Here is a 12,555-nt window from a genome sequence, read left to right as displayed (position 1 = left end):
GGCGTCTTCTCGCGCACATCAGGACCGCATGACCGTCACGCGACGGTCGAAATATTCCGCTCCGCGACCTCGTCCACGGCGCCCTTCACGATGCCGACGATCTCGTCCGCTTCGTCGCGCGTCATCACGAGCGGCGGCGCAAACCCGAGAATGTCCCCATGCGGCATCGCGCGCGCGATCACGCCGCGCTGCAGCGCCGCGGCCGACACCTGCGCGCCGATCTTCAGCGCGGGATCGAACGGCGTGCGCGCGTCCTTGTCGGCCATGAATTCGAGCGCGGCCAGCATCCCGACGCTGCGCACCTCGCCGACGAGCGGATGCGCGCCGAACACGTCACGTAGCTTCGCGCCGAAATACGCGCCCACCTCGGCGGCATTGCCGACCAGGTTCTCGCGCTCGAGAATCGCGAGGTTCGCGAGTGCCGCGGCCGCGCATACCGGGTGCCCCGAGTAGGTCCAGCCGTGCCCCATCGGCCCGTGCTCCTGCGAGCCGCGCGCGATCACGTCCCACACCTTCTCGCCGACGATCACGCCCGACAACGGCGCATACGCGCTCGTCAGCCCCTTCGCGACGGTGATCAGGTCGGGCTCGATCCCGAAGTGCTGCGCGCCCATCTTCGAGCCGAGGCGCCCGAACCCGCAGACGACTTCATCCGAGATCAGCAGGATGTCGTGCTTGCGCAGCACGGCCTGGATCGCCGGCCAGTAGCCGCGCGGGGGCTCGATGATGCCGCCCGTGCCCATCACCGGTTCGGCGATGAACGCCGCGATCGTGTCGGCGCCTTCGCGCGCGATCAGCTTCTCGAGCTCATCGACGCAGTACGCGACGAACTGCGTTTCGCTCATGCCGACGGGCGCCTTGCGATACCAGTGCGGACACACCGTATGCTTCACGCGATCGATCGGCAGGTCGAAGTGCTGGTGGAAAGTCGGCAGGCCCGTGAGGCTCCCCGTCACGATGCCCGAGCCGTGATAGCCGCGCTCGCGCGAGATGATCTTCTTCTTGTTCGGACGCCCGAGCACGTTGTTGTAGTACCAGACGATCTTGACCTGCGTCTCGTTCGCGTCGGATCCCGACATCCCGTAGTAGACCTTCTTCATCCCGGCCGGCGCCCAGTCGATGATGCGCGACGACAGCTCGATGATCGCGTCCGACGAGTGACCGACATACGTGTGGTAGTACGCGAGCTGCTTCGCCTGTTCGTACATCGCCTCGGCGACCTCGGTGCGGCCGTAGCCGATATTCACGCAGTAGAGGCCGGCGAACGCGTCGATATAGCGCTTGCCCTGGTGATCCTCGATGCGGATGCCTTCGGCGCCGCGCACGATCTTGCCGGGCAGCGCGCCGGTCTCGTGGTCGTACGCGTGCGTCGACGGGTGCATGAAGTGGGCGCGGTCCTCGCGCAGCAGTGCGTCGATCGATTGTTTCATGATGGGTTCCTTTGAATGAGTCAGGCCGTCGCCGTAACAGGCAGGCCGAGATTGCCGAGGCAGAAGTACTTGGTTTCGGTGAACGGTTCGAAGCCTTCGGCGCCGCCTTCTCGCCCGAGGCCCGACGCCTTCATCCCGCCGAACGGGATCGGCGCGCCGGTGAATTTCACGCCGTTGACCGACACCATCGCGAAGTCGAGCCGCCGCACGAGCTGGAAGATCGTGTCGATGCGCGTCGCGCACACGTAGGCGGCGAGGCCGTACTCGGTGTCGTTGGCTTTTTCGACCACTTCGTCGAGCGTGTCGAACGCGCACACCGCCGAGATCGGCGCGAAGTTTTCTTCGTCGACCACGCGCATGCCCGGTGCGGCATCCGCGATCACGGTCGGTTCGTAGAACCAGCCGCCGAGCGCATGCGGCCGGCCGCCCGCGACGATGCGCGCACCACGCGCACGGGCGTCGTCGACGCGCGCCGCCGTCGCATCGAACGCGGCCTGGTGCATCAGCGGGCCGACGTCGACGCCCGGCTCGAATGCGGGGCCGGTCTTCAGTTCCCGCACCGCGTTCGCGTAACGGCTGACGAATGCTTCGTACAGCGGCCGTGCGACGAAGATCCGGTTCGCCGCGCAGCAGTCCTGCCCGGAGGTCTGGAACTTCGCGCCGATGGCGATCCGCACCGCCTGGTCGAGGTCCGCATCCTCGGTCACGATGAACGGCGCGTTGCCGCCCAGTTCGAGCGCGATCTTGCGAATGCCGGCCTTCGCGGCGGTTTCGGTCACGAGCCGCCCGACGCGCGTCGATCCGGTGAAGCTCACCGCGCGCACGCGCGCATCGCCGACGAGCGTTTCCATCGCCATCTGCGGTTCGCCGAGCACGACGTTGAACACGCCGGCCGGAAAGCCGGCCTCGTCGGCGAGCTGCGCGAGCGCGAGCGCCGAAAACGGCGTCTCGTGCGCGGGCTTCACCACCACCGCACAGCCGGCCGCGATCGCGGCGGCAGCCTTGCGCGTGATCATCGCGGCCGGGAAATTCCACGGCGTGATCAGCGCCGCGACACCGACCGGCTCCATCACCGTGCCGAGATGCGCACCGTCGATATGCGTCGGTATCGTGCGGCCCGCGACGCGTTTCGCCTCGTTCGCGAACCATTCGACGAAGCTCGCCGCATAGCGGATCTCGCCGCGCGACTCGGCAAGCGGCTTGCCCTGTTCGAGCGACAGCAGCGCGGCGAGATCGTCGAGATGCCGCAGGATCAGTGCATGCCAGCGCAGCAGCGCCGCGCTGCGCACCGCTTGCGGCGTCCAGCGCCACGTGTCGAACGCGCGCTGCGCGGCGTCGACGGCGGCGACGATCTGCGCGCGCTCGAGCATCGGCACATGGCCGATCACGGCCTGGTCGGCGGGGTTCACGACGGCGACCGTCGCGGCACTGTCGCTGTGGATCCAGCGACCGTCGACATAGCACGTCGACTTGAACAGAACGGGGTGTCCGGGCAGCATGCTGCGTCTCCTCGTTTGGGTGGGCACGAGCTTCATTCTGGCGTGCCGCCGGGTGCGGAAATTTCGGTTTCGGCGCCCGGTTCTTGCGGTTTTTTCCGTATTGCCGCGCGTTCGCGCGAAGTTTCAGTGCCAGTCCGGTGCGCCGCCGGACTCGCACTTCACGACCTTCGTCACGATGTACGTGAAGTAGCGTTCGATGCCGATGTCCTCCATCAGCAACGCATCGATGAAGCGCTGGTAGTGGTCGATGTCGCGCGCGACCACGTGCAGCACGTAGTCGACGCCGCCGCCCGTCGCGAAACACTGCGCGACCTCGGGCGCCGCGCTCACGCGATCCTCGAAGCGCCGCATGTCGGGCGCGGTATGCCGCGACAGCGTCACCTCGACGACGATGCGACTGCCCGAGAACGTACCGATCCAGTCGACGTCCGCGCGATAGCCGCGGATCACGCCGCTTTCCTCGAGCTTGCGCACGCGCTCCCACGCCGGCGAGATCGACAGGTTCACGGCCTCCGCGAGCTTCGACTTCGTGATGCGTCCGTCGCGTTCGAGAATGCGCAGGATCGCCAGGTCGTATCGGTCGAGCTTGATCACGTCGTGCACACCCTTATGCGGCCACCGGAATGTTGCGCTCGACGATGTCGGCGACCACCGCGATCGTGTCGCCGGCCTGCACGATGCCCGGGAAATGCCGGGCGGCGAGCAGGCCGCGCCGGCGCGCGACGTATTCGACCGGCGCGACGCCCGTGCGGTCGATGTCGTGCACGCGTGCGAGCACGTCGCCCGCATCGACCTCGCTGCCGAGGTCGCGGCACATCTCCAGCAGCCCGCGGTGCTCGCTGGTCGTGAAGCACGAGCCGTCCGGCATGTCGAGCAGCGTGGTCGTGCGCGGTGCGGCGCGTGCGCCGTCGCCCTTCGCGATCACGCCCGCATGCGCGAGAAATCCGCGCACGCCGCGCTCGGCGATCGCGACGCTCGCGGCCGTCGACGACCCGCCGCCGCCCAGCTCGGTCGACACGAACACCTTGCCGGCCGCCTCGGCCGCGCTGTCGAAGAGTCCCACGCTGTCGAGCTCCAGCATCCGCATCGAGTACGGTGCGCCGAATGCGCGCATCGCGCGATCGCAGCGTGCCTGCTGATCGCGATCGTCCAGCACGTGGATCGCCGCGAACGGCACGAAGTCGAGCGTGCGGCCGCCCGCATGGATGTCGAGCACGTGCGTCGCGAGCGGCAGCAGATGACGCTGGAAGTAATCGGCGATCTTCTCGGTGACGGTGCCGTCCGGCCGCCCCGGAAAACTGCGGTTCAGGTTGCCCGAATCGATCGGCGACGTACGGCAACCGGCGCGGAATGCCGGGTAGTTCATGAACGGCACGACGATCACGCGGCCGGTCACGTCGGCCGCCTTCAGCGAACCGGCGAGCTTCGACAGCGCGACCGGCCCTTCGTATTCGTCGCCGTGATTGCCACCGGTCAGCAACACCGTCGGCCCGTCGCCGCGCTTCACGACGGTCACCGGAATCATGATCGCCCCCCACGCGGAATCGTCGCGCGAGTAAGGCAGCTTCAGAAAGCCATGTTGTTCGCCGTCCGCGTCGAAGTCGACGGTCGGCGTGATCGGAGAAGCCCGCATCGCCCTACTCCTTCACGAACAGCTTGCGCGGCGTGTTGCAGAACGTCTCGACGCCGGTATCGGTGATCAGGATGCTTTCGGTGATCTCCAGACCCCAGTCGTCGAGCCACAGCCCCGGCATGAAATGGAACGTCATGCCGGGTTCGAGCACCGTGCGGTCGCCCGGGCGCAGGCTCATCGTGCGCTCGCCCCAGTCCGGCGGATAGCTCGCGCCGATCGGGTAGCCGCAGCGGCTGTCCTTCTCGATGCCAGCGCGGCGCAGCACCGCGAAGAACGCGTTCGCGATGTCCTCGCACACGTTGCCGGGCTTCGCGGCCGCGAGCCCCGCCTCGATGCCTTCGACCACCGCGCGCTCGCCTTCGATGAAGTGCGCGGGCGGCTTGCCGAGATAGACGGTGCGCGACAGCGGGCAGTGATAGCGGCGGTAGCAGCCCGCGATCTCGAAGAACGTGCCCGCGCCGCGCGCGAACGTCGTGTCGTCCCACGTCAGGTGCGGCGCGGCCGCATCGGCGCCGGTCGGCAGCAGCGGGACGATCGCCGGATAGTCGCCGCCGAAGCCGTCCGCGCCGCCGATCCCGGTCGCATAGATCTGCGCGACGAGATCGCTCTTCTTCATGCCGGGCTCGATCGTGTCGACGATGTGCGCATGCATGCGCTCGACGATCCGTGCGGCAACGCGCATGTACTCGATCTCGCGCGGCGACTTCACCGCGCGCTGCCAGTTCACGAGCGCCGTCGCGTCGACCCAGCGCGCGGCCGGCAGATGCTTCTGCAGCGACGCATACGCGGCCGCGCTGAAGTAATAGTTGTCGAGCTCGACGCCGATGCGCAGCGTGCTCCAGCCGCGTGCGGCAATCACGTCGGTCGACAGGTAGTCCATCGGATGACGGGCCGTCGACTGCACATAGTGATCCGGGTAGCCGACGATGTTCTCGTGCGCCATGAACACGGTGCGCTTCGCGCCGTTCGCGTCCTGGCCGCGGCCGTACCAGACCGGCTCGCCGTCCATCGGCAGCAGCACGCACTGGTGTACGTAGAACGACCATCCGTCATAGCCGGTGAGCCAGCCCATGTTGGTCGGGTCGGTGACGATCAACAGGTCGATGCCGGCCCGCTGCATCGCCGTGCGCGTCTTCGCGATGCGCGCAGCGTATTCGCTGCGCTCGAACGCGAGGCGCGGCACGGCTTGGTGGGTTTCGATGACTGCGGACATCTGTCTCCTCTCAGGTCGTGAGGTCGTTGTGGAAAATCGTGCCCACCTCCGCCGCGCGGGCGCGCTGCAGCGCGAGCACGGCGATGGCGGTGTCCTGCGCGCCGGTGCCGGTCAGGTCGCAGATCGTGATGTCGTCGCGATGCGTGCGGCCGTCGCGCTGCCCGGCGATCACTGCGCCGAGTTCGGGAAACACCGCGTCGGCCGCGACCGCGCCGGCGGCGATCGCGTGCGCGAGTTCGCCGGCCACGCGGGTCTGCTGCAGCCGGTCGCAGAAGTAGCGCGCCGCGCCGAACACCGACGGCGCGAGCTCGGTCTTGTAGTCGGCGTCGGAACCCATCGCGGTCACGTGCAGCCCCGGATGCAGATCCTCCGCGTGCACGAGCGGCTCGCGACTCGGCGTCGTCGTCACCGCGATGTCCGCGTCGGCGAGCGCCGCATGCACCGATCGCGCGACGATCGCATCAATCCCGTGCGCGGCGCGCACGTCGGCCGCGAACCGTGCGGCACGCCCGGCGTCGCGCGCCCAGACCGTCACGTGCGTGATGTCGCGCACGAGCATCAGCGCGTCGAGTTGCAGTCGCGCCTGTTCGCCCGCGCCGACGATCGCCGCGCGGCGCGCATCGGCACGCGCGAGCCGGCGCGCGGCCACCGCGCCGGCCGCCGCGGTGCGCACGGCCGTCAGATAGCCGTTGTCGAGCAGCACGGCCTCGGTCAGGCCGGTGCGCGCGGACAGCACGAGCATCAGCCCGTTCAGGCTCGGCAGCCCGAGCGACGGGTTGTCGAAGAAGCCGGGGCTGACCTTGATCGCGAAGCTGTCGAAGCGCGGCAGGTAGGCGGTCTTCACGTCGACTTCGCCGTGCCGCGCCGGCAACGCGAGATTGAGGATCGGGGGCATCGCGACCGCTTCGGTGGCGAGCGACGCGAACGCGGCCTCGACCTGGTCGATCGCGGCCAGATCGAGCGGAACCAGCGCGCGCAATTGCGCTTGCCCGAGCAGCGTGACGGGATGGATCATGTCAGTTCTCCGAAACGAGCCGGCGATGCACGGCCATCTCGATGTTCGCACCGCTGACGATCACGACGATCGGTCCGCCGCGATCACGGCGCGCGATCCGTTCGTCCAGCAACGCGGCGATGCCGACCGCGCCCGCGCCTTCCACGACGAGACGCTCTTCGCGATACGCATGCGCGATGCCGCGCGCAATCGCCGGCTCGTCGAGCAGCACGACGCCGTCGGCCAGCGCGCGCGTCATGTCGAACGTGTAGCGGTTGTCGAGGCCGATGCCGCCGCCGAGCGAATCGGCGAGCGTCGGCCGTTCGTCGACGTCGACCGGGCGTCCGGCCTCGAGGCTCGCATGCATCGCGGCGCCGCGCGTCATCGACACGCCGATCACCTCGATCGCCGGCCGGATCGCCTTCGCGGCGAGTGCGACACCGCTGAACAGCCCGCCGCCGGACAGCGGCACGACGAGCGTTGCCGCCTCGGGCAACGCTTCGAGAATCTCGACGCCGATCGTCGCCTGCCCGGCGATGATTCGCGGATCGTCGAACGGCGGCACGTACGCATAGCCTTCGTCGCGCACGAGACGCCGCGCGTCGGCCTGCGCGTCGTCCTGGCTGTCGCCCGCGATCACGACCCGCGCGCCAAGCGCGGCGACCGCGTCCACCTTGTTGGCCGGCACGAGCGACGACATGCAGACCGCGGCCTCGATGCCGAATACGCGCGCTGCATGCGCAACCGCACGGCCGTGATTGCCGGTCGATGCGGTGACGACGCGCGTCACACCCTGCGATGCGAGTTCAGCGAGCGCGTTGACCGCGCCGCGCAGCTTGAAACTGCCGGTCGGCTGCAACGTTTCGAGTTTCAGATGGACGGGTGCGCCGGCCCGCGCGGACAGCGCGGTGGACGTGACGAGCGGCGTGACGCACGCATGCCCGGCGATGCGTCGGCGCGCGCGGTAGACGTCGGACAGCGACAGGAAGGACATGGATCGCGTGCCTCATTGATGTGGTGCGATCCAGTCTAATGTTCCAAATTGCGCTTTCGAATGTCCTGGTACATTGTGCGTCGCTGGCACGACGCGTGCCGCGCTTCAGTGAAAATCGTGCACGTGCGGATACTGCTCGAACACGCCCGCGATGGTCTGGAGCGCGGCGTTGCATGCGGCATCCGTCGTCTCCGCGCCGATACACACGCGCACCGCGTTCGGCCGCTCCGTGCCGCCGACGAGGAACGGGTCGGGCGACGTCACCGCGATCTTGCGGGTACGCAATTCGCGCACGAGCCGGTCGGCCTGCCAGTAGTCGGGCACGCGCAGCCACGCCGACAATGCATTCGGATGCGCACCCAGCACATAGGGCCCAAGCGCGGCCTTCACCATCTCCTGACGCGCCGCGAGCCGCTGCCGCTGCAGTTCGACGAGCCTGCGCGCTGTGCCGTCGGCGATCCAGCGCGTCGCGATCTCCGCGATCGGCGACGTCGCCATCCAGCTGCTCACGCGCAGCACGCTCTCGACGCGCAACGCGAGCCGCCTCGGCATCGCGAGATAACCGGTGCGCAATCCGGTGAGCACGGATTTCGTCATGCTCGTGCAGTAGAAGCCCAGCTCCGGAATCAGGCTCGCGATCGGAGTCGCCGTCTTCGCAGGGAGCGGGCCGTACACGTCGTCCTCGATCACGTACACGCCGTAGCGCGACGCGATGCGCGCGATCGACTTGCGGCGCGAATCGGACATCATCGACACCGTCGGGTTATTGAGGGTCGGCGTGCAGACGAGCGCACTGATCCGCTCGCCGTCGCACATTTCTTCGAAATGTTCGGGACGGATCCCATGTTCGTCCATCTCGAGCCCTTTCAGCGTAAACCCGAGCACGTTCGCCGAGCCGATCACGCCGTGGTCGGTCAGGCTCTCGCACAGCACGGTGTCGCCCGGCCCGACGATCGACGCGAGCGCGAGAAAGATGCCGTGCGCCGCGCCGTTCGTGATCAGCAGCGATTCGGGATGGACCGGCAGGTTCAGCGACCCGAGCCACGCGGCGCCGGCCTCGCGATGCGCGTCGAGGCCCGCGATCGGCCGGAACGAGCGGATCCACGGCTGGTCGTCGGTGTCGGCCATCGCCGCGCAGACGCCCCGCCACGCGGCATCGTGCTCCGGCGTATGCACGATGCGCGCGATCGAGAAGTCGACCAGCTCGCGCTCGGCCGTATCGAGGATGTAGTTCGACATCGATTCGGTCACGCGGGCGGCCACGAAGCTGCCGCGCCCGACTTCGCAGCGGATCAGCCCCTGCCTTTCGAGTTCCTTGTAGGCATTGGTGACGGTCTGCACGCTGACGCCGAGGCTCGACGCCACGTCGCGCTGCGGCGCGAGCCGCGCGCCCGGTGCGAGCGCGCCGCTTTCGATGTCGGTGGCGATCGCCTTCACGAGCCGCTTGTATTTCGACTCGATGCCGTGCACCGCGCCGATCGCGTCGTGCCAGCGCGCCGATACCTCGGTCCGTCCCATCTCGATGTCTCCGTCGTTGCTTTCGCATGGTCGCTCAGAAAGACACCCGAAAATTATTGTCCTAGTGCAATCGCGCGTGCAAGCAGGACGGTCAGGAACGCATGATGCGCTACATTCATTGGGCGGAACTGGTGTGGGGCTGTCCAGGTGGCGCGTCGCGTCTGGCTGACAACGCGCCGACACTCCTTCCGGATCGTGCGGCCCCGCCGGCGGCGATCTCGATCGCTTCAGTCGGCCGGCATGGTCTGATTCGATCCACCGCGAATTCACAGGTTTACAGCGCGACCAGCCTCGGCTCCGCTGCCTAAATTACTCGCTGCGCGCTGGCGCCGCGCGCGTTCGGCAATGACACTCCGGTGACAAAACCGATAGTTTGCTATCGAATGTTTTTGCCTCTATCATTTCGCGCATGACCAATCTGCACGATCTACGCCTCGCCGTCAGCAGCCTGCTGGTGCTCACCGCGCGCAAGTGGCGCCGCACGAGCGACGCCGTGCTGACCGCGTACAACGTGTCCGAAGCCTGCGCGACGCCGCTGCTGATCGCGGGCCGTCTCGGCGAAGGCGTGCGCCAGGGCACGCTCGCCGAGCACGTCGGCATCGAAGGGCCGTCGCTCGTGCGCCTGCTCGATCAGCTGTGCGCGGCCGGCCTCGCGCGCCGCGACGAGGATCCGCACGACCGCCGCGCGAAGACGATTTCGCTGACGGCCGCCGGCCGCGCGGTCACCGCGAAGATGGAAGAAGACCTTCGCGTGCTGCGCGCGCAGGTGCTCAAGGGCGTCACGCGCGCCGATCTCGAAGCGACGCTGCGCGTCCTGAACGCATTCGGCGCGGCCGATGCGCAGCACCCGGCGTCACGTCCGTCCCATCCCGCCGATTCCGCGTCATGACCTATCCGAGCCTTCGCGACTGGCTGTTCTCGGGTAAGACGTTCGCCGCGTCGATGCTGGCGCTGTACCTCGGCCTGTATTTCCAGTTGCCGCGTCCGTACTGGGCGATGGCGAGCGTCTACATCGTGTCGAACCCGTTCGTCGGCGCGACGCGCTCGAAGGCGCTGTATCGCGCGCTCGGCACCGCGCTCGGCGCGGCCGCCGCGATCCTGTTCGTGCCGCCGTTCGTCGAGACGCCGCTCCTGTTCAGCGTCATCGTCGCGACGTGGTGCGGCACGCTGCTCTACCTCGCGATCTCCGACCGCACCGCGCGCAGCTACGTGTTCATGCTTGCCGGTTATACGATGCCGCTGGTCGCGCTGCCCACCGTGACCGATCCGTCGACGGTCTTCGACGTCGCGATCGCGCGCACCGAGGAAATCGTGCTCGGCATCGTGTGCGCGAGCGTGGTCGGCAGCGCCGTGTTCCCGAACCGGCTCGCGCCCACGCTGATCGAGCGCACCGACGCGTGGTTCAAGGACGCCGCGTTCTACGGCCGCGAGACGCTGTCCGGGCACCTCGCCGGCAAGGCGCTGTCCGCGTGCCGGCAGCGCCTCGCGGCGACCATCACCGGCCTCGAATTCCTGCTGAGCCAGCTGAGCTACGACCACGCGCACCCGCACGTGCTCGCCCGCACGCAGGCGCTCGCGGGCCGGATGCAGTTGTTCCTGCCGCTGATGTCGTCGCTCGCCGATCCGCTGATCGCGCTGATGCGCGACCTGCACGTGCGCCCTCCCGCGCTCGACGCGCTGCTCGCCGACGCCGCGAAGTGGTTCGACGCGCCGCTGCCGGCCTTGAAGGACGGCACCGACGGCGCGATGGCCGACGACCCGGTCGCGGACGACTTGCGCGCGCGCGTCGCGGCGCTGCAGCCGCCCGACAGCGCGCTGACGAGCTGGGACGGCGCGCTGCTGTCGAACGCGCTGTGGCGGCTGCGCCAGGTCATCGACATCTGGCAGGACTGCCGCTCGCTGCGCGCGCTGATCGCGAACGAGTCGGGCGTCTGGCAGCCGCGTTACCGGCACTGGCGGCTCGGCGGCACCGAGCGCTTCTTCGATCGCGGGATGATGCTGTTCTCGACGCTGACCGTGGCCGGGGCGATCGTGTTCGCGTGCTGGCTGTGGATCCAGTCCGGCTGGCACGACGGCGCCGGTGCCGTCACGCTGGTCGCCGTCGCATGCAGCTTCTTCGCGGCGCTCGACGAACCCGCGCCGCTCGTATTCAAGTTCTTCCTGGCCACCACCGCGAGCGTCGTGTTCGCGGGCCTGTACCTGTTCGCCGTGCTGCCGCACGTGCACGACTTCGCGATGCTAGTGCTGATGTTCGCCGGCCCGTTCATCCTGATCGGCACGCTGCTGCCGCGCCCGCAGTTCAACATGGTGACGATGCTCGTCGCGGTGAACACCGCGACCTTCATCAGCATCCAGAGCGCATACGAGGCCGATTTCTTCGTGTTCCTGAACAGCAATCTCGCGGGCGTCGCCGGGCTGCTGTTCGCGTACGTATGGACGCGGGCGACGCGGCCGTTCGGCGCGGAACTCGCGGTGCGGCGATTGCTGCGCTCGGGGTGGGAGGACGTCGCACGCTCCGCGTCGACGCAGCCGCTCGACGACCAGCGCAACCATGCGTCGCGCATGCTCGATCGCGTCACGCAACTGCTGCCGCGCCTCGGCGCGTCCGACGACCACCGCCATCCGTCGATCGAGAGCTTCCGCGACCTGCGCATCGCGCTGAACGCGCTCGACCTGCGCCGCTCGCGCCGCAAGCTGTCGGGCGACGTGCCGGACGCGATCGACCGCGTGCTGGCCGGCGTCACCGATTACTACACGCGCTGCGCGGCCGCGAACGCGCGCCAGCCGGCGCCGCCGGCACTGCTCGCGTCGATCGACGATGCGTTGCAGCGCGTGGCCGGCCGCAACCTGCCGGGCGCGGCGGCCGCACCGGCGGACGACGGCACGACGCCCGCGGCGCCAGCGGCCCCCGCCACGCACCGCCGGCTGCGCGACACGCTGCATGCGCTCGTCGGCCTGCGGCTGTCGCTGTACCCGAGCGCGTCCGCGCAGCCGCCGCAAGCGGCCCCGGACGGAGCACGCGCATGATCCCGCTTTCCAACCTGTCTTTCCGACCACGACCATGATCGGCGAAATCGACATCTTCGGCGTATTCGTGCCGGCTCCGCTCGTGCTGATGCTGATCGCCTACCTGATCAACATCGTCGTGCGCGCGCTGCTCGAGCGCGTCGGCTTTTACCGCCTCGTCTGGCACCGTTCGATCTTCGACCTCGGCATCTACGTGTTCGTGTTTGCCGCCGTCGTCATCGTGTCTCACCATCTCGTGGCTAGCTAA

The 12,555-nt window shown here is 68.5% G+C and carries 11 protein-coding genes; 3 read left to right on the top strand and 8 right to left on the bottom strand.

Annotated features, from left to right (window positions below):
- Nucleotides 1-35: 35 nt before the first annotated feature.
- The 8 genes from BAMB_RS30040 to ehuR form a co-directional block, all read right to left on the bottom strand.
- On the bottom strand, nt 36-1,430 hold the full coding sequence (locus BAMB_RS30040; RefSeq protein WP_011660906.1) for an aspartate aminotransferase family protein: 1,395 nt from the start codon (nt 1,428-1,430) through the stop codon (nt 36-38).
- Between the two features lie 20 nt (nt 1,431-1,450).
- Complete coding sequence (locus tag BAMB_RS30035; protein ID WP_041491783.1) at nt 1,451-2,929, bottom strand: NAD-dependent succinate-semialdehyde dehydrogenase; 1,479 nt, start codon at nt 2,927-2,929, stop codon at nt 1,451-1,453.
- A gap of 123 nt (nt 2,930-3,052) precedes the next feature.
- Entirely contained in the window at nt 3,053-3,523 is a 471-nt protein-coding gene (locus BAMB_RS30030; protein WP_041491879.1) for an Lrp/AsnC family transcriptional regulator, read from the bottom strand.
- 13 nt (nt 3,524-3,536) lie between these two features.
- Nucleotides 3,537-4,562: a N(2)-acetyl-L-2,4-diaminobutanoate deacetylase DoeB gene (gene doeB, locus BAMB_RS30025; protein WP_011660903.1), complete on the bottom strand. Its 1,026-nt coding sequence runs from the start codon at nt 4,560-4,562 to the stop codon at nt 3,537-3,539.
- Between the two features lie 4 nt (nt 4,563-4,566).
- Complete coding sequence (doeA, locus tag BAMB_RS30020; RefSeq protein ID WP_011660902.1) at nt 4,567-5,775, bottom strand: ectoine hydrolase DoeA; 1,209 nt, start codon at nt 5,773-5,775, stop codon at nt 4,567-4,569.
- Nucleotides 5,776-5,785: 10 nt separating this feature from the next.
- Complete coding sequence (locus BAMB_RS30015; RefSeq protein WP_011660901.1) at nt 5,786-6,790, bottom strand: cyclodeaminase; 1,005 nt, start codon at nt 6,788-6,790, stop codon at nt 5,786-5,788.
- 1 nt (nt 6,791) lies between these two features.
- Nucleotides 6,792-7,763 carry a hydroxyectoine utilization dehydratase EutB gene (gene eutB, locus BAMB_RS30010; RefSeq protein WP_011660900.1) on the bottom strand — a complete coding sequence of 324 codons (972 nt, stop codon included), beginning with the start codon at nt 7,761-7,763 and terminating at the stop codon, nt 6,792-6,794.
- A gap of 105 nt (nt 7,764-7,868) precedes the next feature.
- Nucleotides 7,869-9,281 (bottom strand): MocR-like ectoine utilization transcription factor EhuR, encoded by a 1,413-nt coding sequence (ehuR, locus tag BAMB_RS30005; RefSeq protein WP_011660899.1) that lies wholly within the window; start codon nt 9,279-9,281, stop codon nt 7,869-7,871.
- A gap of 409 nt (nt 9,282-9,690) precedes the next feature.
- On the opposite strand from ehuR, the gene BAMB_RS30000 reads away from it, so the two are divergent.
- From BAMB_RS30000 to BAMB_RS29990, 3 genes are read left to right on the top strand one after another with little or no spacing between them, the layout of a single operon-like run.
- Complete coding sequence (locus tag BAMB_RS30000) at nt 9,691-10,170, top strand: MarR family winged helix-turn-helix transcriptional regulator (RefSeq protein WP_006755464.1); 480 nt, start codon at nt 9,691-9,693, stop codon at nt 10,168-10,170.
- Nucleotides 10,167-12,308 (top strand): FUSC family protein, encoded by a 2,142-nt coding sequence (locus BAMB_RS29995; RefSeq protein WP_011660898.1) that lies wholly within the window; start codon nt 10,167-10,169, stop codon nt 12,306-12,308. Before BAMB_RS30000 ends, BAMB_RS29995 begins: the two co-directional genes overlap by 4 nt.
- A 34-nt stretch (nt 12,309-12,342) precedes the next feature.
- Nucleotides 12,343-12,555 (top strand): DUF1656 domain-containing protein, encoded by a 213-nt coding sequence (locus tag BAMB_RS29990; protein ID WP_006755496.1) that lies wholly within the window; start codon nt 12,343-12,345, stop codon nt 12,553-12,555.

This window comes from Burkholderia ambifaria AMMD, from assembly GCF_000203915.1.
Classification (GTDB): Bacteria; Pseudomonadota; Gammaproteobacteria; order Burkholderiales; family Burkholderiaceae; genus Burkholderia; species Burkholderia ambifaria.
The sequence above is the reverse complement of the archived record's forward strand: the minus strand, read 5'-3'. Positions and strand labels throughout refer to the sequence as shown.

Coding starts and splice junctions, on each gene's coding strand:
- BAMB_RS30040 (WP_011660906.1), bottom strand. CDS start 1,430: ATGAAACAATCGATCGACGCACTGCTGCGCGAGGACCGCGCCCACTTC.
- BAMB_RS30035 (WP_041491783.1), bottom strand. CDS start 2,929: ATGCTGCCCGGACACCCCGTTCTGTTCAAGTCGACGTGCTATGTCGAC.
- doeB (WP_011660903.1), bottom strand. CDS start 4,562: ATGCGGGCTTCTCCGATCACGCCGACCGTCGACTTCGACGCGGACGGC.
- doeA (WP_011660902.1), bottom strand. CDS start 5,775: ATGTCCGCAGTCATCGAAACCCACCAAGCCGTGCCGCGCCTCGCGTTC.
- BAMB_RS30015 (WP_011660901.1), bottom strand. CDS start 6,790: ATGATCCATCCCGTCACGCTGCTCGGGCAAGCGCAATTGCGCGCGCTG.
- eutB (WP_011660900.1), bottom strand. CDS start 7,763: ATGTCCTTCCTGTCGCTGTCCGACGTCTACCGCGCGCGCCGACGCATC.
- ehuR (WP_011660899.1), bottom strand. CDS start 9,281: ATGGGACGGACCGAGGTATCGGCGCGCTGGCACGACGCGATCGGCGCG.
- BAMB_RS30000 (WP_006755464.1), top strand. CDS start 9,691: ATGACCAATCTGCACGATCTACGCCTCGCCGTCAGCAGCCTGCTGGTG.
- BAMB_RS29995 (WP_011660898.1), top strand. CDS start 10,167: ATGACCTATCCGAGCCTTCGCGACTGGCTGTTCTCGGGTAAGACGTTC.
- BAMB_RS29990 (WP_006755496.1), top strand. CDS start 12,343: ATGATCGGCGAAATCGACATCTTCGGCGTATTCGTGCCGGCTCCGCTC.